Annotated in this window: 14 protein-coding genes; 6 read left to right on the forward strand and 8 right to left on the reverse strand. The window is 70.7% G+C overall.

Features of this window, described 5'->3' with window-relative positions:
• Positions 1 to 2 precede the first annotated feature (2 nt).
• On the forward strand, positions 3 to 2,090 hold the full coding sequence (locus DZF91_RS22450; protein ID WP_117359426.1) for a UvrD-helicase domain-containing protein: 2,088 nt from the start codon (positions 3 to 5) through the stop codon (positions 2,088 to 2,090).
• On the opposite strand, the gene DZF91_RS22455 is transcribed toward DZF91_RS22450, so the two are convergent.
• Positions 2,091 to 4,397, reverse strand: a complete 2,307-nt coding sequence (locus tag DZF91_RS22455) for a GmrSD restriction endonuclease domain-containing protein (protein ID WP_117359427.1) — start codon at positions 4,395 to 4,397, stop codon at positions 2,091 to 2,093.
• 214 nt (positions 4,398 to 4,611) lie between these two features.
• Between DZF91_RS22455 and DZF91_RS22460 the strand changes: the two genes are divergently transcribed.
• Together DZF91_RS22460 and DZF91_RS22465 are read left to right on the forward strand one after the other, a co-directional pair.
• The gene (locus tag DZF91_RS22460) at positions 4,612 to 8,601 is read left to right on the forward strand and encodes an Eco57I restriction-modification methylase domain-containing protein (RefSeq protein ID WP_117359428.1); all 3,990 of its coding nucleotides are present in this window, start codon (positions 4,612 to 4,614) and stop codon (positions 8,599 to 8,601) included.
• Between the two features lie 102 nt (positions 8,602 to 8,703).
• The gene (locus DZF91_RS22465; protein WP_117359429.1) at positions 8,704 to 9,768 is read left to right on the forward strand and encodes a DUF4236 domain-containing protein; all 1,065 of its coding nucleotides are present in this window, start codon (positions 8,704 to 8,706) and stop codon (positions 9,766 to 9,768) included.
• A 47-nt stretch (positions 9,769 to 9,815) separates the two neighbouring features.
• On the opposite strand, the gene DZF91_RS22470 is transcribed toward DZF91_RS22465, so the two are convergent.
• Complete coding sequence (locus tag DZF91_RS22470; protein WP_117359430.1) at positions 9,816 to 10,004, reverse strand: DUF397 domain-containing protein; 189 nt, start codon at positions 10,002 to 10,004, stop codon at positions 9,816 to 9,818.
• The gene (locus DZF91_RS22475) at positions 10,001 to 10,882 is read right to left on the reverse strand and encodes a helix-turn-helix domain-containing protein (RefSeq protein WP_117359431.1); all 882 of its coding nucleotides are present in this window, start codon (positions 10,880 to 10,882) and stop codon (positions 10,001 to 10,003) included. The genes DZF91_RS22470 and DZF91_RS22475 overlap by 4 nt, the downstream gene beginning before the upstream one ends.
• A 343-nt stretch (positions 10,883 to 11,225) precedes the next feature.
• On the opposite strand from DZF91_RS22475, the gene DZF91_RS22480 reads away from it, so the two are divergent.
• Together DZF91_RS22480 and DZF91_RS22485 are read left to right on the forward strand one after the other, a co-directional pair.
• On the forward strand, positions 11,226 to 11,663 hold the full coding sequence (locus tag DZF91_RS22480) for an ATP-binding protein (RefSeq protein ID WP_117359432.1): 438 nt from the start codon (positions 11,226 to 11,228) through the stop codon (positions 11,661 to 11,663).
• Entirely contained in the window at positions 11,660 to 12,226 is a 567-nt protein-coding gene (locus DZF91_RS22485; RefSeq protein WP_117359433.1) for a hypothetical protein, read from the forward strand. The genes DZF91_RS22480 and DZF91_RS22485 overlap by 4 nt, the downstream gene beginning before the upstream one ends.
• Positions 12,227 to 12,233: 7 nt before the next feature.
• On the opposite strand, the gene DZF91_RS22490 is transcribed toward DZF91_RS22485, so the two are convergent.
• Genes DZF91_RS22490 through DZF91_RS22505 form a run of 4 tightly spaced genes read right to left on the reverse strand, consistent with a single transcriptional unit; the run spans position 12,234 to position 21,413 of the window.
• Positions 12,234 to 15,029 carry a pPIWI_RE module domain-containing protein gene (locus DZF91_RS22490; protein ID WP_117359434.1) on the reverse strand — a complete coding sequence of 932 codons (2,796 nt, stop codon included), beginning with the start codon at positions 15,027 to 15,029 and terminating at the stop codon, positions 12,234 to 12,236.
• 15 nt (positions 15,030 to 15,044) lie between these two features.
• Positions 15,045 to 18,671: a pPIWI_RE_Z domain-containing protein gene (locus tag DZF91_RS22495; protein ID WP_117359435.1), complete on the reverse strand. Its 3,627-nt coding sequence runs from the start codon at positions 18,669 to 18,671 to the stop codon at positions 15,045 to 15,047.
• Positions 18,664 to 19,791, reverse strand: coding sequence for a pPIWI_RE_Y domain-containing protein (locus DZF91_RS22500; protein WP_117359436.1), 1,128 nt, complete (start codon positions 19,789 to 19,791; stop codon positions 18,664 to 18,666). The genes DZF91_RS22495 and DZF91_RS22500 overlap by 8 nt, the downstream gene beginning before the upstream one ends.
• Positions 19,788 to 21,413 carry a PD-(D/E)XK nuclease family protein gene (locus DZF91_RS22505; protein WP_158588013.1) on the reverse strand — a complete coding sequence of 542 codons (1,626 nt, stop codon included), beginning with the start codon at positions 21,411 to 21,413 and terminating at the stop codon, positions 19,788 to 19,790. The genes DZF91_RS22500 and DZF91_RS22505 overlap by 4 nt, the downstream gene beginning before the upstream one ends.
• Positions 21,414 to 21,522: 109 nt before the next feature.
• On the opposite strand from DZF91_RS22505, the gene DZF91_RS22510 reads away from it, so the two are divergent.
• Entirely contained in the window at positions 21,523 to 22,968 is a 1,446-nt protein-coding gene (locus tag DZF91_RS22510) for a serine/threonine protein kinase (RefSeq protein ID WP_158588014.1), read from the forward strand.
• 11 nt (positions 22,969 to 22,979) lie between these two features.
• On the opposite strand, the gene DZF91_RS22515 is transcribed toward DZF91_RS22510, so the two are convergent.
• On the reverse strand, positions 22,980 to 24,965 hold the full coding sequence (locus DZF91_RS22515; protein WP_158588015.1) for an N-6 DNA methylase: 1,986 nt from the start codon (positions 24,963 to 24,965) through the stop codon (positions 22,980 to 22,982).
• Positions 24,966 to 24,989: the final 24 nt, after the last annotated feature.

The following is a 24,989-nucleotide window of genomic DNA, read 5'->3' on the forward strand; positions in this document are numbered from 1 at the left end:
CCGTGGCGACACTCGGTATCGACCAGGACTTTCTGCGCGATTACGCCGAGCTGGAACCCGCGGTCCAGAAACGCGTCCAGGAGGTCTTCCGCAAGTTCTCCGAAGCGACGCACGCGGGTGTGCATCTGGAGAAGGTGCACAACGCCCGTGACCCCCGGCTCCAGACCGTCCGCATCACCCAGTTCTGGCGCGGCGTCGTCCTCGCGCCCGACAGTGGCGACTCGTACACGCTGCTGAAGGTCCTGCCGCACGACGCCGCCTACTCGTGGATCCAGCGCCGCCGGGTGTCGGTCAACGCCGCCACGGGCCGGATCGAGCTGCGCGACGTCGCGTCGATCGAGGAGACGCTGCCCCAACTGGAGAGGCTGGGGGAGCACGACAACCGGCGGCTGTTCGACGCGGTGAACGACGCGGACCTGCGCCGCCTCGGCGTCGACGGGGAGACGCTGACGTTCGCGCGGGCCCTCACCGACCTCATCCAGCTCGAGGCGTCCCAGTCCTTCCTGCCCCCGCAGCAGTACGACGCGCTGATCGGCCTCGCGCTGGGGATGAGCCCGGACGAGGTCTGGGCGCAGCTCGCCGGGGACCTCCAGGAGCAGGGCTACGACACCGAGGACATCGACGCCGCGGTGACCCGTTCGCCCGAGCGGGTGGTCCTGGTCCACGGCCCGGACGAGTTGATGGCCGTCTTCGCCGACCCGTTCGCGCTGTGGCGGATCTACCTGCACCCCGCGCAGCGGCGCGTCGCCTACGGCTCGTTCGGTGGCAGCGCCAAGGTCGGCGGCGCGCCCGGCACCGGCAAGACCGTGGTCGCGCTGCACCGGGCCGCCCACCTCGCCGAGCAGGGCGGGCGGGTGCTGCTCACCACCTTCACCTCGACCCTGGCGTCCTCGCTCGAGGACAGCCTGCGGCTGCTGACCTCCGACCCGGAGGTGCTGGACCGCATCGACGTCCGGCACGTCGACCAGATCGCTTACCAGGTCGTCGCCGGACAGCACGGCCGCCTCACGATCCTGCGGCCCGCCGAGGAGAGGGCCACCTGGAAACGCATCATCAAGCGGCTCGGCCTGCCGTTCACCGAAGGGTTCCTCGCCGCGGAATGGCGTGACGTCGTGCTCGGCCGGGGGGTCGCGGACGCCGACGCCTACCTGGCTGCGAAGCGGTCGGGACGGGGCCGAGCACTCGGCCACCTCCAGAAGGCCCAGGTCTGGCACGCGGTGAGCGCCTTCAGCGAGGAGCTCACCGAACGCAACGTGTGGACGTATGAGTCGATGTGCGCCGAAGCCGCTCGCCTGCTGGCCGACGCCGAGGACAAGCCCTACGACCACGTGATCGTGGACGAGGCGCAGGACCTCCATCCGGTCCGCTGGCGGCTGCTGCGCGCCGCCGTCGCCGAAGGCCGCGACGACCTGTTCATCGCGGGCGACACCCATCAACGGATCTACGGCAACACCGTGTCGCTGCGCGGCCTCGGCATCAAGGTCGCCGGACGGTCCTTCCGGCTCACCGTCAACTACCGCACCACGGCGGAGATCCTCGGCTGGAGCCTGAACCTGCTGTCGGGCGTCCGCGTGGACGACATGGACGAAGGCCTGGAGAAACTCAGTGGATGCCGCTCCGACGTGCACGGTTCGCCGCCGACCGCCATCGGTCACCCGACCCGGCAGCGGGAACTGGACCAGCTCGCCGAGAAGATCGGCGCATGGATCTCCTCCGGCGTCTCACCGGAGGAGATCGGCGTGGCGGCTCGGTCGAACAAACTCGTGGACGAGGCCGTCGGCGCGTTGGACAGGGCGGGCGTCGCAGCCGCCTCCCTCGCCCGCAAGACCCCGGACGGAGCGGTCCGCGCGGGCACCATGCACCGCATGAAGGGCCTGGAGTTTCGCTGCGTCGCGGTCATCGGCGTGGGCGTTCACCAGATTCCCGCAACCGGCGCCGTCACCCCGGAGGAGGAGGACAAGGCGGCGCACACCGCCGACCTCGAACGGGAACGCTGCCTGCTGTTCGTGGCGGCCACCCGTGCCAGGGAGGCTCTCTACGTCTCCTGGCACGGGGAGCCGAGCCCGTTCCTCCGCCCGGTGCTCACCTGATCAGGGCACGTAGTTGAAGCGGAGGAGGACCTGGCGGGCACCCTCCAGCTCCTCCGCGGTGAACAACGGAGCCCACTTCGGATCGAGCACGAACGCTTCCACCGACAGGTCGAGGCGGCCCCGCTCCCAGAGCGCCGCGAACCCGTCGGACATGTGCTTGAGCGCCAGGACGCGCTTGGCCGCCCCGACCCCGCCGTGCTCCGCGAGCATGCGCAAGAGCGTCGTGGCGTTGTACCCGGCTTCCGCCTTGGTCCGCTCGTACAGCTCGCGCAGCGCCGCATCGAACTGCTTGGAGAGCTCGGTGTCCTGCCCGGCCTGCGCCTGCGTGGCATCCGCTTCGTCGGCCGCTTCGGCGACCCGGGACTCGCTGCGGCGGCGGGCGAAGCCGAGCAGCGAATCGACCGAGGTGAAAACCTCGTATCCGAGCTCCCGGATCCGGGCGACATCGGTGTCCTCCGGGTCCAGTTCCAGCACCACAGGGTCACCCTGCCCGGGCTGGAGCCCGTCCGGCCAGAACGCCTCGGCGACACCCAGGAGGACACCGGTGTCCGGATCGGCGATCTCGGCGTCCAGCCGTGGCGCGACGAAACCGAACTCCTCCAGCTCGTCCAGCATGCTCGTGATCTGGACGGCGCGGACGTCGGGCTGCTCGTCGCTCACCGACACCTGGATGCGCCCCAGCTCGGGAGCCGACGAGGTGGACGTTCCATTGCGCAGCTCGGTGAGGAAGGAGTTCGCGGCCTGCGCCAACAGCTCGCGGCGCGCTTCGAGGAAGTCCGGGTAACGGTCGATCCGCCACAACTGGGGGTCGGTCGGGATCCACTGCGAGGCCAGCGCCCCGGGCTGGGCCGCCTCCACCTGGGGGAAGTAGTCCTCCGGGGACCGCATGCCGATCTTGAGGTTGGTCTCCTGGGTGAGGAAGCAGAAGTTCGCCACCGCGTTCACCTGGGACCGCTGGTACCCGGCCTCGTACAGCACGGCCTTGGGGAAGACGTGGTGCATCTGCAGGCTGGTGAGCTTGCCCAGCATCTCGCTGTGCAGCGGGAGTCCGGAGCCGAAGTCGCGTGCTCCGCAGACGCGCGTGAGCAGGTAGAGCAGCGGATAGAAGCGGGAACCGATGCTCCAGCCGTCGAAGTCGTGCGGACTGATCGTCAGGTTCCCGCCGCGCCACCGCTCAACGGAGTCGATGAGCGCGCCGATGCCGTCCTCGCCCGCTCGCCGCGCCCGCTCCAGCGTCTCGTAGTCCTGCGTCAGGACGGTCTCGACGGACCCCGCGAAACGGCCCCACAGCCCGGACTGGACGAACCAGAACAGCATCCGGTCGCGTTGCTTGGCGTCGTCGAACATTCCGCCATTGAGGTGGAGGAACCGCGACACGACGGGGAAAGCGTAGTGCCCCAGCAGGACCCGGTTGTGGTCCAGACCCAGCCGTCCGGCGAGGGCTTCGAGGAACCGGCCGATGTAGTCGGCCGAGGACTGGAGGGCCGATTCGAACTCCGGCGCCTGGATCTTCTCCAGGGCGGTGAACTGGGCCCGTCCCTTCGCCACGGCGGTGACGTTGCGCAGCAGCCAGTCGAGGGTGAAGCGCTCGTATCCGGCCTTCTGCCAGGAGGCGAGGTGCCCGCGCATCGTGGCGCGGGCGGGCGGCCACTCGGCGCAGATCTTGGCCAGGGCCAGGTCGCCCTTGGACAGCTTGGTGCCACCCGAGTTCACCTTGTTGAAGATGTCGACCACGACGTCTATGCTCTTGTCGACGCCGGTGATCTTCTCCTCGTGGAACTCGCGCTCCAGCAGGCCGTGCAGCTTCGTCAGCCGGCTCAGATACTCCGCCAGGTGCGGCTGGGTGCGGGCGTTGGTGCTCAACGCGGAGATCAGCGGGGTCAGTCCGTCGGTGAACAACCGGGTGACGTCGACCCATCGGGGGTCGTCCTTCATCCGGGAGGCGGCGTAGAACTCGAACCGTTCCTCGGCGACGTTGAAACGCAGGTTCAGGAAGGCGTTCGCGTCCCCCTCGAAGAACGCCGGAGGCCGGCCGCGCATCACTCCGTACAGGGAGGTTATGCGCTGCTGTCCGTCCAGTAGCAGGAGCTTGGCCCCACTGGACACGACGGTCTCGCCGCGCACCGCCGCGCCTCCGACGGACGGCTCGGTCTCCCAGATCAGCAACGACCCCACCGGGTAGCCCCGGTAGAGCGAGGTCATGAGCCCCCGTACCTGATCTCGATTCCAGACGTACCCTCGCTGGAATTCCGGAAGGAGCAGCGTGCCCGAGTCGATCTGATCCAGGAGGGTGGCGAGTTTGGTCACGTGATCATCCTAAGTCGCTTCCCGGTTCCATTCGAGGCTTCCGGGAAGCTCGTGCGGTCTTGTGCCTTAGCGCATGAACGGTGAGTGACAAGAGGTCTGACCGTTACCGGCCTGCGAAGTTGAAGCGGTGAGCCGGGCCGGGTAGAGCTCAGCCGTGGGTCCTGCGACGACAGCGCGACCGCCGGAAGCGAGCGGGTGCGGGCGGGTGGTCTGAATGCCCCCGAGAACCGGTTACTCGACGACGGGCTACGACCACAATGATTGGCTCGGTCTGGTCGATGTCTCCGGTCCCTTCCTCAGTGTCCCCATGCTGCGCCGGATCTGGCCCGTCCTCGACACCCTCGACAGGCCGGCCCGGGAGCGCCTCCGCCGCGAGCACACCGCCCTGCCCGGCGCGAGCTGGATCAGCTTCGTCCTGACCGAACTGCTGGGCTGGGCCGACGCGGTTCACTTCTCGGGCCTCGATGTCTTCGAGTTGAAGGTTCCCGAGCACGGCGAGGTGCTCAGGCCCTTCTTCGCCCTGCTGGAACCGGGGGCTGTCCCGGGCGGTGACGCCAAGCCCGCTCGGCTCCTCGGCATGATGTGCGACGGTCCTCCCAACCGACGCGTCAGGGGCTCCGCGTGGGCCGCCACCCCAGTTGACCGGCTTGCCCGGCTCTGCCGCCATCACGGGGTCGAACTCGGACTGGTGACCGACGGCCGGTGGTGGGCGCTGGTCTGGGCGCCGCGTGGCAAGGCGACCGCGACGGCGGTCTTCGACTCGGCCGACTGGCAGGCGGCCGCGGAGCGGGACGTCGTGCGCGCGTTCGTTTCGATGTTGCGGCGCGAACGCTTCTTCGGTGTGCCGGAGGAAGAGACGCTGCCCGCGCTGCTCGCGGCGAGCGAGGACCATCAGGAGGACATCACCGAGGCGCTGGGCGTCCAGGTCCGGCAGGCGGTGGAACTGCTCGTCGCGGCCATCGGGCGCGCCCATCTCGCCGACAAGGCGCGCGGTGGTGACGGCATCGGCGACACCGGCGCGCATGACGTCTATCGCGGCGCCGTCGTGGTGATGATGCGTGTGCTCTTCCTGCTGTACGCGGAGGAACGCGGCCTGCTGCCGTCGGACAAGGAGGTGTACCGGACGGCCTACTCGGCCGGTCTGCTGTGCCAGGACCTCGAAGACCGGGCACGCCAGGGCAGCGAAGAGGACCTGGAGCACACCCACGCCGGTTGGCATCGGCTCCTGGCGCTCTTCCACGCCGTGTACTACGGCGTGGAACATCCTGAGATGAGAATGCGCGCACTGGACGGCTCGATCTTCAAGCCGGACACGTACGCATGGCTGCCGCACGACATCGACGATCGCACCGTCCTGCACATGCTGCGTTCGGTGCAGTACGTGACCATTGGCGCAGGACGGGCGCGCGAACGCCGGAAGCTGTCCTTCCGCTCGTTGGACGTCGAGCAGATCGGGTTCGTGTACGAGGGCCTGCTGGCCTATGACGCCAAGTACGCGGATGAGCCGGTAGTCGGTCTCATCGGCAAGGCGGGGTCGGGGCGCAACGTCCCGCTGACCGAGCTTGAGGACGTTGCCGCCCAGTGCTCGGACGTACCGTCACTGGCCGACGCTCTTGCGGCGAGATACAAGGATTCGCGCATCGGGACACCGAAGGCACTGGCGCGCCGCCTTTCGCCGCCGGCGTCCGGGGAACGACAGGAGGCCCGCCGTCGCCTGCTCGCCGCCACCAACGGCGACTACCCGCTGGCCGAGCGACTGCTGCCGTTCTACGGCCTCGTCCGCACGGACCTTCGTGACCTTCCGCTGGTCATCCTGGAGGACACGCCGTACGTGACCGAGCCGGGCCGCCGCAAGAGCAGCGGAACGCACTACACACCGCGTGCCCTGGCCGAGGAGGTCACCCGAGGGGCACTTGAGGCCCTGGTCTATGAGCCGGGGCCGTTGCAGACCGCCGACACGAGCCGCTGGAAGCCCAAGACGTCGGCGGAGATCCTCGCCCTCAACGTCGCGGACATCGCGATGGGGTCGGGTGCTTTCCTGGTGGCCGCCTGCCGCTACCTGGCGGCGCACCTCATCGAGGCATGGGCGCACGAAGGGGCCGAGGACGCCCTAGCCTTCACGGAGCTGCCCGGCTACGACACGTCCGAGATGGACCACGACCCCGTGGTCATCAGGGCGCGCAGAGCCGTTGTCGAGAACTGCCTCTACGGCGCGGACATCAACGCGCTGGCCGTGGAGATGGCCAAGTTGTCGCTGTGGATCATCTCCACCGGCCCGGACCGCCCGTTCGCCTTCCTGGACGACCATCTCGTCGTCGGGGACTCGCTGCTGGGCATTACCTCGCTCGACCAGCTCGAGGTGATGCACATGGACCCGAAGCGTGGCCGCGAGCTGCACAAAGATGTGCTCATTGACTGGACCGTCCAGTCCCGCGCCGCCACGCTCGAAAGGCGCGAAGCCATCCGGCGCATCGAGTCCGCGAGCCTGAAGTCGCTAGAGGAGAAGGGAAGCCTGCTCGCCGAGAGCCATCGGTCGGTCACGGAGGCGAACTTTCATGCGGATCTCACCGCCACCGCTGCGCTCGCCTTCGCCGCAGAGGGCCCCAAAGGCCTGGACAAGGCGTCTCTTCAGGCCGCCCTGGCTGCCGAGTCTCCTCGCTACGTCGATGAGGCCGGCCGGCTCACCTGTCAAAAACTGGACATGTGGCGGAAGGCTGTTCCCGCAGCCCCGCATATCGACTGGTATCCGATCAACTGGCCGGTGGTCTTTCCAGAAGTGTTCGCCCGAGGGGGTTTCGACGCCATCATCGGGAACCCCCCGTACTTCGGCGGACAGAAGCTGACGGGCGAGCTGGGGCGCCCGTACCGCGAGTACCTGGTCCAGGCGATCGGCGGGGGAGCCCGGGGAAGCGCCGACCTGGTCGCGTACTTCGTGCTGAGGGCGCATGCGCTGCTGAACCCGTCCGGGCAGACGGGCTTGATCGCCACCAACACCCTCGCCCAGGGAGACACTCGGGAAGTCGGCCTGGACCAGCTCGTGCGTGCCGGTGTCGTCATCCGGCGAGCGATCAAGTCGCGGCCCTGGCCGTCCAAGGGCGCGAACCTTGAGTACAGCGCCGTGTGGACGAGCCGGAAACCGATCGAGAGGGACGCCGGGCAGGCTTTGAGTGCATCGCTGAGCTCTTTCTTCAGGGAGAAGGGAGCGGCGCGTCGCCTGCGCGCCAACCGGCATCTCTCCTATATCGGTTCTTATGTCTTGGGGATGGGGTTCGTGGTGGATCCCCAAGCGGCGCGATTGCTGATCGCGAGGGATCCCAAGAATTCGGATGTGCTTTTCCCTTTCTTGAATGGCCAGGATGTCAATTCCCGATACGACCTGTCGGCATCTCGATGGGTTATCGATTTTCATGGCCGGTCGGAAGTTGAGGCCAGTGGCTACGCTGAGTGCTTTGATCGCGTCCGGTGCCTGGTGAAACCTGAGCGGAGCGTGAACAACCGTAAGGTGTACCGTGACAATTGGTGGCGATTCGCCGAGCGCCGCCCGGCGATGCTTGAGGCGATCTCTGGCCTGGATCGGGTCGTGGTCATCGCGCTCGTCAGTAAGACCGTGATGCCGGTGATGGTGCCGACTGGGCAAGTCTTCTCGCACATGCTGGGTGTCTTTGCAACGGACGACACGGCGATGCTGGCGCTGTTGAGCAGCGCTCCGCATTACTGGTGGGCGGTTGCGCGGGCTTCTTCCTTGAAGGGCGACTTGCGGTACACGCCGTCTGATGTGTTCGAGACGCTGGCGTTGCCTGAGCTGACGCAGGAGATGCGGGAGCTGGGGGATCGGCTGGACCGGTTCCGGCGGGATGTGATGCTCGCGCGGCAGGCCGGGCTGACCAAGACCTACAACCTTGTCAACGACCCCAAGATCCACGGCGCCGACATCGTTGAGCTGCGAGAGATCCACAGGGCGATCGACGAGGCGGTGTGCCGGGCGTACGGATGGGACGATCTCGTTCCGCGGCTTCGGCACGACCACTACGAGCTCGACCGGCAGATCCGGTACACGATCGCCGCGGAGGTCCGGCGCGAGATTCTCGATCGTCTGCTTGAGCTGAACCAGGCTCGGCACGCGGCGGAGATCGCGGAGGCGGATTCACGGCGTGGGCAGCGCGGGGCCCGGCCCGGCACGGCCGTCCGCCACGGCGCTCATTGAATTGTCGCGACTTGATCAGTCGCCCCCGGTTGTCGTACGGGCCTGGCATCATGACGCCACCTCCGAAATCTCTGGGTCGGTCATGTCAAGAAGGGACCTGTCATGGGTTTCTACGTCCGCACCAGCCTCAAGGCAGGCCCCTTCCGCTTCAACCTTTCCCCCTCCGGGATCGGGGTATCGGCGGGCGTGCCGGGGTTCCGCGTCGGGACCGGACCACGTGGCAACTACGTGCGGATCGGCGCGGCCGGCGTCTACTACCGGACGACCTTTGCCGGGAGCCCGGGCGCTCCACGGCCACGCCCGGCCCCCATGCCCCGTGTGAGCGACGTCGTCCTCGCGGACATCACGGGCGCGTCGGTCCAGGAGCTCGTGGCCGCCCACCCCAGTGACCTGGTGAGCCAGCTCCAGAAAGCCTCCCGCCGGGTCGCGGTCTGGCCGTTCGTGCTCACGGTTCTCGTGCTCGTCTCGCTGCTGCTCGGCGCCTGGGGACTGCTGACCCTGGTCCTCGGGATTCCGGCGGTGGTCTGGCTGTCGATGCGCGATCGCGCCCGGCGGTCGGTGGTCGTGATGTACGACGTCAACGACGCACCGGCCCAGCGGTTCGGCATGGTCGTCGAGACCATGACGGCTCTTGCGGAGTCGCACGGTCTCTGGCTCCTCCCCGCAGCCGGTCACCTTCATACGACCCATCAGCGAAAGGTCAACGCGGGGGCGTCCACGCTCGTCGAGAGGTCGAGCGCGAAACTGACCATAAAGGGACCGCGTGAACTGGTCACGAACATCGCGGTGCCCACGCTCACGTCGGGCAAACGATCGGTGTCCTTCCTGCCCGACCGTGTACTCGTCAAGGACGGCAGGGACTACGCGGACCTGCCGTACCGAGCGCTGCGGGTCACCGGCTCGCATTCCCGGATGGTCGAAAGCGGCTCCCCTCCCGCCGACGGCACGATCGTCGCGTACACGTGGCGGTTCGTGAACGTCAACGGCACGCCGGATCGTCGCTTCAACAACAACCGGCAGCTCCCGGTCCTGCTGTACGGGCGCCTTACGCTCTCTAGCGCCACGGGCCTGCATCTGGTCTGGGAGGCGTCACGTGCGCCCGCCGTCGATCGTGCGGCCACGGCGCTGCGCGGACTCGCCGCCGTTCCCCAGCGGGTGCTTACTTGACCTGACTGGTGGCCGGCTCGCATGCGGCGAGCTGGCCACCAGAAGGCTCAATGAGCCCGGAGTTCGGTGAGGACGGCCCGCCAGTCGGACGGAGTGAATTCCAGCAGGGGAGCGGTGAGCGGGGCCTTGGTGTCACGGACGCCGACCGTGCCGTCCATCGCCCGACCCGCTTGGACACAGTTCCCGTCCGGATCGCTGTGGCTCGACTTACGCCAGCCGGTGTAGTTCTTGGTCATGCCTCCGATCCTGTCTGTTCCGACAGCCGGTCGGCCACCTCGTTAAGGAAGGTGAGGCTGTCCGCCGGGGGCAGCGCCGCCTTCCGTAGGCGCTCGTACACCCCGGTATACCGCGCCACCTCGTTGCGCTGGCCAAGGATGAGATCAGTGGTGACGGTGTCCACCACCGCGAGCGGCGGGTCTCCGGGCTCGTCGAAGGTGTAGAGCGAAAACGACGCCTTCGATAGCAGCCCCTCGGGGACTTTCGAGTTGTAGCGAAGCACCTGGACGGTGATCCGGGGCTGAGTGGACACCGCGGTGATCAGGTGCCGGATTTGGGCGGCCATAACGGGGCGTGGCACGGCGAGGCGGTGGATGGTCACCTCGTCCAAGACGGTCGCGTATGTGGGGCCGTCGGAGCCGAGCAGGTGGCGCTGACGGTGTGCGCGAGCCTCGGCCATTCGCTCCGGGCGATAGGTCAGCGGTCCCTGGGCGGCGTCCAACTCGGTAAGCGCCTGGATGAACTCTGGAGTCTGTAGGGCGGCGGGCATGCCGGTTTGGTTGTACTCGCGGATTGAGGCGGCCCCGGACTCCAGGTCGGCGTAGAGCTTCTGCCGGGGGCCCATGGAGTCCCCGAACCGGTCCCACCAGCCCTTCTGTGCGGCGTCGCGGGCCAGGCGGACCAGTTCGTCGTGCCGGCGGCCCTCGACGCCGAGGACGTCCAGCATGTTCATGACCTCGCCCACGTCCGGCCGGACCTGTGCGTTCTCGAAGCGAGTGATCTTGGTGCGGGACGAGTACACCAGGCGGGCGAGGTCGCCGGCGGTGAGGTCGCGGTCCTCGCGGATGCGGCGGAGCGCGGTAGCCAACCGTCTCCGGCGGACGTACGGACTCGGCATGGCCGTTCTCCTTTGAGCGCGCCGATGTCACGGAAAAGCGGAGCTCTGACGTTGGGTAACCGGTCACGACTTGCAACCGAGTGACCCGATCCGGTCATACACCGTGACGAGCTCCAGGTGAGGGCGGTACCCAGAATCCGCACGTGCGGATTTCGCACGTGCGCGTCCCGCATGTGCGGCGTCTGTACGTGCTGGACGCGCACGTGCGGAACCTGAATGTGCTAATCCGCGGCCCCGAGCTTGAAATGCGTGCACGAACGGCGACGGGGCGTGACGATGTGCTGGCAGATGGGCGGCTGGGCCTCCCATCCCCCCGCGTCCTCCGGCTTCCTCGAGGTGTCCGATGTCTTTGGAGCTCTGCCCGTTGGTCGAACCGTCCGTGCTGCGCTGGTGCCGTGCCTTCCCCGGGGAGGCGGTGCAGGCGGCGGCCGTGCGCCGGTTCGTCGCGCTGCTGCTGGACGGCTGTCCCGTCCTCGACGACGTCCTCCTCGCCGCGGACGAGTTGGTCGTCAATGCCGTCCGGCACACCAAGTCCGGCCGCCCGGACGGCGTCTTCACCGTCGAGCTCCGGCGCGGCCTCGGCATGGTCGCCGTCGCGGTCCGCGACCAGGGCGGACCCACCGAGCCCATCGCCTCCGACGCCGGCGACTACGCCGAATCCGGGCGCGGCCTGCGCACCGTCTCGGCGCTCGCCACGCGGTGGGGCTGGTTCGGCAACGACAAGACCCGCACCGTCACCGCCGTCTTCACCGACACGACGTCGTGGACAGAGGCCGCGTGACCTCCGCCGCCGTCCACCATCAGACATCCGAGCGCGTCCGCTCGGCGATGACCGCCGCGATGCGCGCCGACCCCGGCCGCCTGGCCACCGCTGCCGCACACCTTGACGCGGCGGACGTCAGCGAGGCCGCCTTCGTTCGAGAGTCGCGCTCCCTCGTCCTGGGGCTGGCCGCCGCGCTCACCACCGTGCTGCGCATCCACCGCCCAGGCGAGGACCCTTATGGCGCTGCCATGTGCATCGGCTGCGGTACGCCGGATTGCCGCACGGTCCGAGCCGTCGCCGAGGTGCTCGCCGCCTACCAGGTGAGACCGATCGTCCTGGACCGGGCCGAGGCGTGGCGGCGGGCTGACGCCTGGTTCGCCCGCCAGGCCGGTGCGCGGATAGCCGTGACGGTCGAGGAGTTCGACGGGGGATTCGTTGCCCGGGGCGCGGACCAGGGCAACGTTCTCGTCCTCGACCTCCACACGGCCGCCCTCACCGTCTGGCCGCCCCTGCCGACCGGTGAACTCGCTGCACGATACGACCACTACCGCACCGGACGTGCTCACTCCTCGTGGGCATAGGGTTCCGTCACTCGGTGTCGGATGCGTCGGGGTCGTCGATCGGGAGCACGTACTCCTGGGCGAGGGCCGCCAGGTGCAGGGGGAGGGGCAGCGCCAGGGCCTCGGGGTAGTCCGGGGGCTGGCGGAGGATGTGCGCGGTCAGGGCCAGGGCCTCGGGGGAGTCGCCGTCGTCCTCGTGGCAACCGAGGACGGTCAGCTCCATCAGGGTCGGGTTCCAGCCGACCTTGTCGGTGTCCAGGGTGAGCTTGCCCTCGTTGTCTCCGAGGGTGAGGGGGCGCGGAGCGAGCTTGTCGGCCCTGATCGCCGACGATTTGAACTGGCCGGGCTTCGGGGTGGTGCTCCAGAAGACACGGTCGCCATATGGCTCGCAGTCGTCGGGCACCCACAGGTGGGCGGGGATGCCGTTCGCCTCGCCCTTGGGGTGCACACCCCACCACTGCGCGACCTCGCGGTTGCCGGCTCCGCGCACCCGCAGCAGACGCAGGTCGGGATCCAGGCGGCGGGCGGGGGCGTGGCCGGTGCGGGTCCGGTCCCGCTCGGCGCGGCCGTCCTGGATCCAGGTCCAGTGGCGGCGGGCGTTCTGCGCGTGGACGAACAGCAGGGTCGGGGTGCCGCGCAGGCGGCGCTGGACCTTCTGCAACCACTGCTCGGTCGAGCGGCGCTGCTCGTCGGCGGACTGGCGGCGCGTCGCCCGCGGCTGGGGGACGGGCTCGTCGGTGTCGACGGCGGCCTCGACCTCGGCGCGGGCGGCGAGCCGCAGCAGCATCACCGGGTAGGGGACCCATTCGCCCGCGCCGTCGTCGCCGGCCGGGTCGAAGCCCTCCACGCGTGCGACGCCCGTGCCCGGCTCACCCGGTGTGACCAGGACGGCGACCGGGGAGTGGGCGGCCCAACGGTTGCGTGCGGTGCGGTTCTTCTGGACGAGCCAGATCGCCGCGTAGCGCAGGCCGTCCGGGAGGCCGCCGAGCGGGCCGGGCTCGGGCAGCACGCGCGCGCCGAGCTGGCGCAGGCCGTCATCCCACGCCATGAGAGCCCGGTGCTTGTCCTGCTTGCCGGCCTTCCCGGGGACCAGCATGAACTGGCTCAGCACGCCCGCGTCGGCGAGTCCGAGGCGCAGCGCGAACTTCGGGTCGTGGGCGGGCGAGCCGAAACCGGTCGGAGGGTCGATCTCGACCAGCGCCAAGGTCGGGCCGTCTCCGGGCTTGTCGGCGGCGGCGAACGCGGCGACGGCCTTACGCCGGGCGGTGATGGCAGCCGCAGCCGTCGCACGGGACGGACGGCCCTTCTCCGGCAGCGCCAGGTCTTCGGCGAGACCGTCGGTGAGCTTCAGGCAGCGCAGCCGCACGGCCAGCTCCGGTGTGCTCCATTCCAGGACGGCGGCCGAACCCGGCTCGGCGTGCTCGAACTCCTCGGTGCTCGGGCGGACGCCGTCGTCTTCCAGGCCGAGATGCTCGATGAGAGCGGCGATCGCGGTGTCGCGCATCTCCGGTGTCTGCCACAGCAACCGCGCCTCCAGGACGGGCCCTCCTCCCCAGGCGGAGACGGCGAACGCCGCAGCGGTGCGCACGGTCCGAGCCCGCTGCTGGGCGGCGGGGGCGTTGCTCGGGGTGGCACGGCCGAGCCGGGTCCGGCGGCGGCGCGGAACCGGACGAAGCTCGGGCGGCAACGCCTGCTCGGCCCAAGTGACGATCTCCGAGCGCTGGTTCGACATCAGCCCGGAAGCGATCGTGTGACCGCCCATCGCGGTGTTGTGCACGACCCCGGCGCGCATCTCGGGGGCGAGCCACTTCTCCGGGAACGTCAGGACCTCCTCGGCGGACGGGAACGGAGCCTGCAACGAGATCCCGTCCAGCACGCCGGTGGGACCGCCGTCCGCCCAGTCGGTGACGTATCCGTCGTCGGTGCGGCGGCGCTCCAGCCGCGCGACGGCGAAGCGGTCGGACGGCGGCGCGCCCGGCAGCCACGGCACGGACGGCCGCAGCAGCACCGTGGCCCGGCGACCGTACGGCACGTGGAGCCGTCCGGTCTTGGCGTTGACGCGGGTCGCCCAGCGGCGGATGCCGCAGTGCAGGTGGAAGCGCGGCATCGGGTTGAAGGGGACCGTCTGCAAGGTGATGTTGAGCAGGACCGAGAACCACCACGTGCGGCCCTTGGCATCCTCGAACGGCCGGGGTTCCGACACCAGCTCGGCGCCCTGGTCCCGAGGTCCGCGCGGCATCGCGTGGAAACGCAGCCGTCCGCCCTCGAACTCGAACTCGGGCAGGTCCAGGACGCGGCGGGCGAGCCAGTCGGTCGTCAGCGTGTACTGGTGCGGCTGCGGCGCGGCCGTGCCGCCGTCGGTGACGGGGCAGCGCAGCAGCTCGAACCCGACGTCCTGCCAGGCGGGCGGTGCGGCACCCAGCTTGCGCTGAACGGCGTTGCGCAGTTCCCGGTACTCGCGGTCTCGTGCCAGCTCGGGGCGGAGATCGCGCAGCCAGGCGTTGAGCAGCAACTGGAAAGCGCGCTCGGGGATCGGCTCGGTTTCAGCGGGCGAGCACAGCCACCAGCCCGGGTCGTCCGTTGCGCCGGGCGGCCTGGGCAGCGCGAGCAGGTCGGGGGCGAGTGCCTGGACGGCCAGCTCCATGCGCCGGGTGGGCGCCCTCCGCCAGGGCTCGGCGTCGGTGGGACGACCGAGGTTGCACAGGTCGAGGATCGCCGACTGCCAGGTCTCGGGGAACCGGAGCGCGCGGTACCGAGCGGTGAGCGAGACATCGGGGGCGGCGGGAGCCCAGGCGGCTGCCTGGACGTGGTGGTATGCGGCCATGGGGGTCCTTTCGGGTCAGGAGTGGTGCCGGATGGTGAGCAGCGCCCGGTGCAGCGGCCGGTAGAGGAGCCGTGCCACGGCGGGGTCCGCCGGGTCGGGGAACCCTTCCGGCGCGAGGGCGTCGTCGAAGTAGGGGGCGAGGACGTCCAGGAGGTCGCGGAGCAGTCCCTCGGGGACGCCCTGGTCGGGCGAGGCGGCGGCGGGAACCTCGTCGCGCACCTCGGCGTCGGCGAACGCCGCGTCCACGAAGACCACTCGCGCGGGGACGCCGCCGCGTACCAACCGCCCGATGACCTGCCACAGGACGACGAGCTGGTCCCAGGCGAAGACCTTCCGCTCCCAGACGGGGAGTCGCGAACGGATGTAGCGGCGGGTGAGGAGCCGCCGCCACTCCTGGCGGGCCTCGTGTCGGAAGTCCAGTGCGGCCCGGTCGAGCCCGCCCGCCTTCGTGACCAGTTCGCCGAATGTGGCCGGTCCCGTGCGGCCGTCGTCGCCGGACAGCACGCGGGGCAGACCGCGGGAGAACCGCGCTGCCCAGTCGTTGACGGAGTGCACCGCCAGCGCCAGGTCGTCCGGGCGCGGGTGCGGGCGGGCGAGGAACATCGCCAGCCCGAACGCGGCGTTGCGCTCGAAGTTGAGGATGTTGTGGCCGCGTTCGACCGCCATCAGCGGCGCGACGAGGACCTCGGCACCGCAGTCGCCGAAGGAGGCGACGTCACCGCGGCGCAGCACCCCGACGGGTTCGGCCGCGCCCGCGCCCGCGTCCGGTCCGGCACCGGCGTCCAGGTCGGCGGTGTCGGGGACCAACAGCCGCACGCTGCCGCGCCAGCGGGGGATGGAGTTCAGCACGGTCGCGACGCGGGCCGCCTCCCGGTAGCTGCCGACCAGCAGCAGCGCTCGCCGCCGGTGCGGGTCACGGACGTGTGCGAGCTCCTGCTCCAGCGGGCTGGCGGTTCCGCCCCGTCCGGGGGAGCCGAGGCGCATCGCCAGTGCCTCCGCCAGCGCGGGCCGGACCTTCGGGTCCGCCCCCGACAGGCGGATGCGTTCGCCGCGCGCGTCGCTGATCCAGCGGGTGGCGAACGCGGTGCCCAGCACCGCCTCGGTGGCCCGCGTCGACGGCTTCAGTACCGCGCCGACCGGTGCCGGGACGTGGTAGCGACTGGACATTCCCGCCCAGCTTGTGCCCGACAGCAGCAGCACATGCGGGCCGGGCCTGCCCCTGCCGGGATCGGCGCCGAGCGTGGTGAGGGCCGTGAGCAGTTCGCGCCCGACGCCGGCGCAGCGGAAGAAGCGCAGTGTCCCGCTCTGCCGTCCGTCCTCGTCGGTCTCGCGCTCGTCGGGGAGGAACTGGAAACCGAGCACGTTGCCCATGGGCGACTCGGGGACGACGGGCGCGTAGTCGGCGGGGGGACGGCGGGCCAGCTCGTTTCCGGTGGCGTCCAGCCGCAGCGCCGCCTCCACCATCGGCCACAGCCAGGCGACCCGGTCCAGATGCTTGGCCAGGACCGACAGCAGCAGCGTGAACTCCAGGCGGCGGCACGCGGTGTCGGCCCATGCGGCGTCCCGCGTCCTCTCCTGGACGGGCGTGTCGGTCAGCAGGTCCCGGAGCAGGACGAGCGCCCGCTTACGGGTCTCGGTGGGAGAGGACGTGCCGATCAGGTCGTGGGCGAGGGCCACCAGGCCGTCGATCGCCCCGCCGTGCGGTCCGTGGTCGCCGAGCGGGTCGTCGCGGAACCCGTCGAACACGGCGGTCAACGCGACGCGGCGGGCGTCGGCGAGCACGCGGCCCGGGTCGTCGCGGGAGTCGGTCTCGTCGGCCTCGTCGTTCTCGAACAGCTCCCGCTCGTCGCGGACGCCGTTGTCGGCGCCCTCGCGACGCGCGTCGCCGAACCACTCCGCGAGCAGCTTCTCCTGCAGGGTCCAAGGACTGAAGTAGTCGACGTCCACCCAGTCCCGCAGGTCCCCGTCGGAGATGAGCAGACGGTAGAGCTCGTCGGTCGCCAGGCTCGACATCCCCACCGCGGTGTTCCACTGCTTGACGTCCCGGTCGGTCAGCGGAAGCCGCCCGCTGCGCGTCAGCTCGGCGATCTTGTGGGTGTGGATGCGGTCCAGCCAGGACTCCGGCCCGGGCTGCACCAGCGTCGCCGCCGGAGCGAAGATCCCGTCCAGCCGGAGCTGGACCGCGTCCGCCTCGTCCACGATCACGATGTCGCCGACCGCGCACGCCAGTTCCAGGTAACGCAGCCGCTCGTCGTTGAGGTGCTTCGGGACGCCGGACTGGACGAGGCTGGCGGGATTGGCCACCCAGATCCGGGCGTCCACCAGCCGGCGGGCCGCGTGGTGGCGGGGACAGCGGCTCCAGACCGGACACGCGTGCGGCTTCCCGCGCAGGACACGCCCCTCGTCCGGGTCGCGCGCGGGCCGAGCGTCGGCGCGGCTGCTGGGCCGGTACAGATCGAGCAGCAGCGGCTCCTCGCTCGTGGCGGCGGGCTTTCGCTGCTCGGGATGCAGACCGGCGCAGGGAGCGTCGGCGTACCGAAGAGGCCGGGCGGCCTCGACACCGCGCAATGCGTCCACCGGGCACGCCGTGCTCAACAAGTCGAACCCGTCATCGTCGTGGTCGAGCAGGTTCTCCTTGCCCTGCGCCGCCTGCCGCCGGTGCAGCCGCCGGACGTGGTCCTCGCGAGTGGACGACCCGAGGACCGGGGCGGCCGGAATACCGAGCCGGTCGAACAGCGCGGTCAGCCGGAGCTGCTCGGCCACGTCCCCCACGACGAGCGTCGTGCGCAGCGGGGTCGGCAGCCGGGCGGCCCACACCGCCACGAGCACCATCAGCGTCGACTTGCCCGCGCCGACCATGCCGACCATGTGGAGCAGCTCGGCCAGGACGAATCCGCCGTCGTCGCGTTCGGCGAAGTCGCGGCCGGACGCGTCGCGAACGGCGACGTGCAGCTCGTCGAGCCGCCGTTCCCAGTCGCCCGCCTCGGCCGAGCCGCGTTCCCGCTCGTCCATCCACCGGGCGGTCTCCAGCAGCATGGCCCGCGTGATGACCAGGGGCGCGCCGTCGCCCGCTCTGCCCTTGGCCAGGTCGTGGCCCGCCGCGCGCGGGAACACCAGTTCGTCGGGGATGGTCACCGACGTCGCCCGGCGGCGGTCGAGGAAGGAGTGGCGTCCCGCCGTCGCGAGCTTGACTTCGTGGGTCCGGTAAGGCGGCAGCGCCGACAGCGCGTCCTCGTACACCCGCGTCCGATCGGCCGCCACGGTCGGACGCAGCACTCGCGGCGGAGCACCCTCGGGAACGTCGTAGGCGCGCATTCGCTCCGGCACTCCCCGGTAGGTCTCCAGGAGCTGGAACCAGCTACGGCGACGGCGGATCGTCCAGAGCAGGACACGCGCCGCCGCCAGCGCCGTCCGCTGTTCCTCGGTGGAGACGAGCCCGGCCGCGTCCGGGAACGGGTACCCGCTGAGCAGGACGTAGGCGTCCTCGGCGGGGCGTCCCGGTGCGATGCGTCCGAGCAGGAACAACACCAGCTCGACCCGGCAGAGGTCGCGGGGGTGCATACCCGGTTCGGCGGCCTCGTTCCGCCATGCCTTGCGGAGCGCGGAGCTGACCGGGCCGTGCCAGGACTCCTCGTCACGCATGCTTCCTCCTTCTGCCGGCCGTCTCGCCTCGCAACCGCCGTCGAGCTCGGCGGCACAGCTCCTCATCGGCCACCAGGACCAGGCCACCGGCCTCCTCCGGGCGGGACCGCTCGAAGACCCGGATGTAGTCCGACCGCGCGTCGAGCCGATGGTGCGGCACCACCCAGAAACCCTCGTCGTAGGGCGGGTCGGTGGGAATCGGACGGGCCGTGCGTCCCAGCAGCGCGGGATTCGCCCGGTCCTTGACATCGATCGCCCAGACGTGGCCGTCCGGGAACGTCACCCGCAGGTCGTAGCTGTCGTAGCCCGGCCACATCGCGACGCCGAGCCCCAGCGCGGACAGGGCGTCGCGCAGATCGATCTCGGCCCGGCCGGGGCCTGTGACGAACTGCCGGAACGGGCGGGCGAGCTGCCGCACCGGGCCGTCGTCCGCCGGGGTCAGGTAGCGGCCGACCGGGGGCGGCCCCTGGCGGCGGCACCGGTCCCGCTCGCACCACCAGCCGTCGCCGGGGACTGGCGTGAGCAGCGTTCGGCAACGGCCGCAGACCGCGTTGCGGCCGTCGCGCAGGAAGCTGTCGGGAACGTCCCAGTAGATCTCGTCGAGGAGGTCGCGGACCGGCTCCAGCAGCAGCTCGAACATGATCTCCATGCCGCCGTGCGTCAGCACCGGCCGGTTGACCAGCATGTCCCGGAAGGCGGTGTAGCTGTCGGGTTCGCCGTACTCCCGGCACGCGCGCATCGCCCGGTCGAACACCTCGCGGTCGCACAGCTTGCCCGCACTGTCGCGACCGTGCGCGGCCCACTCGTGACACAGCTCGGTGGGGCGTCCGCTGTCCAGGTCGAGCAGCCGGTCGTCGGGACCGACCAGGGCGTCGGGAAGGTCCAGCGGCCAGTCGGAGACGGGCCGCTCCCGACACCAGAGGACCAGCTCGGCCAGGCTCAACGGCGGGTCGGCCCCATGAAGCAGGCACAACAGGACCGTGCGGTCGAGGGCGAGCTGCGCCTCGTCGGGATAGGGCAAGGAGAAGGAGTCCAGCCGGTCCTGACGTTCCAGGGCGATGAGCGCCGCCGCCAGGGTGGACAGCAGCGCCTGCCCGTCGTGGGCGACCATGGTGGTCATCGGGCCGCCTCCCCCTGCCGGGACGGGCACCAGCGGCGCACCTCGCAGCTCGCGCAGTGCGGGCCGGGATTCGGGGCGCAGGTCTGGTCGGCCGCCCACGGGCCGGTAAGCGCGGCGAGCACCGTGCGGGCCTCGTCGAGAGTCGACGCCTCGAACGGGTCGATCTCCTCACAGGAGACCCCGTCCCCACGGAGAACCTCCAGTTCGATGCGGGATCTGCGGGGATCGCCGCCGGGAACGCCCGCCGCCATCATCACCACGGCCAGGGCGAGCTGCGGGTAGGTCGCCAGCAGGGAACGCCCCTCCCAGAGGGGGCGAGAAACGGTCTTGGTCTCCCGCCACACCCAGCCACCCGCGTCGGTGTGGAGCAGGTCGGGATCGGCGATGACGACGGTGTCCAGTTCCGGGTCGTAGGCCGTCAGGCGCGGCTGGACGAGCACCTGCTCGTGAGCGGGAAGGCCGTCGAGCGGACACACGCCGCGGTGCTGGGCGAGCATCCGCGCGGCCGTGTCGGCCTCGTCGGGCGGAAGATCGGGCAGAACCTCCGGCATGGGCACGTCACGGCAGCCGTTGCGGGGACGGCGCGTGTGCGACTCGTTGAGCACGGCGTCCACGGCGCGGCCCCGGCGGATCGCGGCGTTCTCCGGCCGGCCGTCGTTCAGGTGCAGCACACGGGTGAGGTGGAACGCCGCAGGGCACTCGGAGTGGCGGCGCAGGTCGGATGCCGACACGCTGCGCCGCTCGCGCGGGCGGGTCGGAGCGGGGACGTGGAGCAGACCGGGCGTCCGGGGCGGCTCGGGGCACTCCGCCAGCGCCTTGCAGCCGACGCAGTCGGAACCAGGAACGAGCTCCGAACGTCCCATCACCTGCGTCAGGACGGGCTTCGCCAGCTTGTCGTACCGCTCGGAGACCTCATGGACGTCCCAGTCGGCGAGGACCTCGACCTCGCCGTCCCCGCAGCCGACCCCGATCACACGCACGCGGGCCGGTGGGACGTTCACGTCTACGGGCTCGTACCAGCGGGTGTGGCGCGACTTCCTCGCCGGGACACCGAACGCGAGGACGGACGCGGCCGCGGCGATCTGAGCGGGCGCGCGGTCGAGTTTCAGCTCATTGACGGACAGAAGCCACAGTTCTCGCACCAAGCCGTCCGCCGAGGCGTAGCGTCGTCCCCAGGCGCACCGTTCGTAACGCTGGGCACCGCGCGCGTCCGGGTGAGCCGCGTGATGGATCGCCACCCATTCGTGGCGAACGGGGAGCGTGGCCGGATGACCGGCGTCCGTGCGGAGGCGCTCGGAGCGTTCTCGGGCGGCCAGGTAGGTGCGAACCGCATCGGCCGTCCAGTGCCGGTGCGCGGGAAGGCAGCGGCGGAACGACGCGTCCTCGGCGAGTGCCCGGTCGAGTTCCACGCCGTGGTGCTCGAACCGGTCGAGCACCCGCATGAAGGGGCCGAGGGCGAAACCTTCGAGCTCGGCCCAGGGGGCGCGGCGGTCGGCCTGGACCAGCGGCCGGACGTGCAGCGCGGCGGCCTGCGGGCAGTCACGGGGGTCCTGCTGGAGCACCGGGAGCCCGACCCGGACGAGCCGGGGATCGCCGTGGGTGCCGGGGGGAGTCGTGTTCACGGAAGCCACCTCCTCGGGTTGGCGTAAGTGTAAACACAGTCAAGGCGTCTTCGCTCGGATGCTGCTACATTCATCGTGCTGGACGAGGCTGACAATTCAGGAGAGCGCGATGGAGCCGGATGAGGTGATCGGCGGACGGTTCCGCATCGAGGCGTCCTACTTCGCGGGCGGAATGGCCAAGACGTGGCGCGCGGAAGACCTGCGGACCGGTGCTCCCGCGCTGGTCAAGGTGATTCACGACCGGCTCGATCCGCACGGGCTCGGCTACGGTCCGTCCTCGCCGACCGAGGCCGACGAGTGGCGGCACCGGTTCCGGCGTGAGGGCGACCTCCTCCGGGACCACGGTGGCGAGGGCATCCCGGCACTGCTCGGACGTGGTGTGCACAAGGGCGTGCACTACCTGGTCATGGAGCTCGTCGAGGGCGTACCGCTCCACGGCTGGTGCAAGGGCGTCACCATCGAGGCGGGGGCCGCCATCGGAATGCAGCTCGCGGAGACGCTCGAACGCGTCCACGCGGCGGGCATCGTCCACCGGGACGTCAAACCGCAGAACATCGTCCTGCGCGCCGAGGACGGCTCCGTCTTCCTCGTCGACTTCGGCGTCGCGTTCGACACCGACCCCGACGCCACCCGGTACACCACCGAGGACCGGACCCCGGGGACACTCGGCTACAAGGCCCCCGAGCTGCTGGAACGAGGGGAGACGACCTTCAAGGCCGACATGTACGGGTTCGGAGGGGTGCTCTATCTCCTGCTGACGGGACGGCGGCACTTCACGGCGACCGAGCGCGGCGCCATCGAGTACGAACAGCTCACCAGGCCCGCGCCGCGCATGCGCAGCGTGCTCCCGGATCTGCCCGAGGACCTCGACGATCTCGTGGCCGGGCTGCTCGAGCGCGATCCTTCACGGCGTCCCGGCTGGCAGGAGGTCAAGGAGGTGCTGGCGCGGTACCTTCCGCAACGCGGCGCTCCCGCGCTGCCCGGACTCGTGCCCGACCCGACCCTCCGGTTCCGTGACGCTGCGGCGGCACCCCCCGCGCCGACGGAGAACGGGCGCCGGACCGCGCGGAGGCGCGGCTGGAGTGATGCTGGGGACTGCCAAGCGTTCCTCCGCGCGGTTCCCGACATCGACCGCATGATCCGGGCCCAGGCGTTCGACCGCGTGCCGCCGCACTTCGAGCGTCTTCTCATCGCCGCGCGCCGTCGATGGGGATTCAAACGGCCGGAGGTCGCGCTCGGGCAGCTCCGCTGGGCCGACGCACTGCGCGCTGGGGAAGAGGGGCGTTGGATCGAGGCGGGGCATCTGTACCGCGAACTGGAACGGGGGCTGCGCCGCCGTCCGGACCACGACGCCAGGGTGCTGTGGTGCGAGGCGCAGCTCGGCATCGCCGAATGCCTGCTGGTGGAGGAGGGCTCGGGCAAGCTCGCCGAGGCCGGAGGGCTGTGGCGGAGCGCGGCCGAGGAGATCTCCGCGAACGGCATCCGATCGCCCTGGGTGTGCGAACGCCTGGAACAGGTCCGTATCGACCTGGCCGAGCGGGGTTGGGACGGGTGATGGCGGAGCGGTCAGCGCACGTCGAGGCGTCCCTCCGCCGCCAGCGCTCCTACCGTCGCTTCGAGCGCGGCTCCGGTCCGGCGCAGGTGGTCTAGCGTCGTGTTCAGGTCGGCGAGCTGCCGGAACACCGCGCCCAGCCGTCGTTGTTCCGCGACCGGGAGCCGGGGCACCGACATCCGGCGTGGATCCACGCGTGAGCTGGTCGAGGCATGGCCTCCGGCACGCCGGGCGTTGCCGGGAGCGCGTAGGCAACCGGCCAGGAACCAGGGGTCGATCCGGTCCGGATCGACGCGGAGCACGAGCAGCGGTGCGGACAGGGCCGCGGGTTCGTCGGTGTGCACGCGGGCGTCGAACGCGCGGGTCGTGCCGACGACGATCACGTCACCGCGCCGCGCGAGGAGCAGATCGTCCTTCTCATCCTCCGCCGGAACGATCCACTGCGGCGCGTTCTCTCCGGCGGCGATCCCTTCAGGGGTGAGCACCGGCACCGCGTCCGCCGGGGCCGGACCCACGCCGACACGGTCTGAGGAAACCGTTCCGCTCGCCTGCACACGCAGGGCCGCGACGCGTTCCAGCTCCCCGATCGTCACCTTCGCGATCGGGGCCGCATCGGCGTCCGCGGCGAGTCCCGACAGCGTGCGCCGCAGCTCGTCGGCATGCCGCAGGCGGTCGGTGAGCTCCGACCAGTTCGCGCGCAGCCCGGCGGCGTACTCCTCGGCGTCCAACGGCAGGTGCCGTGCGGGAGAAAGATCGACCTCCTCGTCCAGCAGCTCGATCACCGGTACGCGCCGGGTGCGCTCCGCTGTTTCCGCATCGTCCCAGGCGTGCCGGACCCGGAGGGCGACGGCGGCCCAGTCCACGCCCGGGCGGCCGGTGGACGGCCGGACCCGGCAGTCCGAGGCGTCCACCATGAGGACGTCCGCGTCGCCGCGGCGGTCGGGAGTGCCCAGCACCCACAGGTGGGGTGCGATGGCGTAGGGCGGAGCCGAGCCGACGGGCAGGGCCACGACCGCCCGCAGCGCTCCCGAGCGCAGCAGACCCGCGCGGATGCGGCGTCCCGCCCGCCGTGCGGCCACGGACGGGGGCAGCGCGAGCACCGCGATCCCGGCGTCCGCGAGCACGGACGCCGCGTGCTGAACCCAGGCCAGTTCGGACTCGGTTCGCGGCGGCAGCCCCCACACCCAGCGGGGATCGGCGCTGAGTTCGTCGTATCCCCAGTCGCGCTGGTTCGTCGGGACATTGCACACGAGCACGTCGGCCCGCACGCCTCCGAACGCGTCGCGGCGTAGCGTGTCGCTCGCCTCGATCCGGGCCTCGGCGCCGGTCCGCACACCGACGCGTGCCGCGGCGAGGGCGGCCAGGGCGGGGTCGAGTTCCTGGCCGAACAGGGTCGGAGGCCGCCCGCCCGCCCAGCGCCGGGCCGCCGCGAGCAGCAGCGAACCGGTGCCGCACGCCGGATCAAGGACGGTTTCGACCTTCTCGGCACCGCCGAGCTCCGCGATCTCGCACATGAGGTCGGCGAGCATCGGGGGAGTGGCGGACACCTGCCGGACGTGCGTCCCGAGCCAGCGGTCAAACAGGTACTCGAACGTCGCTTCGGAGCCTTCGCGCCTGGTCAGAGCCCGCGCGTCCCTCAGCAGCGCGAGCTCCGCCTCGTTCAGCTCGCCGTGCGGGTCGGGACCGAGCAGCCGCCCCGAGAGCTCGTTGCCGAGGGCCGCCAGGATCCGAGCCATCACGTCGCGCTCGCCGAGAGCCTCGAACCTCGGCCACAACCGTTGCGCCGCGCCGGTACCCCCGGGAAGCCGGCCGTGCTCCCGAAGCCAAGCCTCCACCTCGTCCAGAGAGAACTGCGGGCTGGTGTCGCTGCCACCCGTCGGAGCCGGGAAGTCCGGGTGCCGCCGCCTCCAGTTGCTGACGGCGGCCCTGCCCACTCCGGCGATGCGAGCGATCTCGGCCAGCGTCACGGTCACGGTGGCATCGCCGCCGACGTTCGGCATTCGTCCTCCCCTGGCGGCTCCGGT

Origin of the sequence: Actinomadura logoneensis, from assembly GCF_003428695.1 — a bacterium.
GTDB lineage: Bacteria > Actinomycetota > Actinomycetes > Streptosporangiales > Streptosporangiaceae > Spirillospora > Spirillospora logoneensis.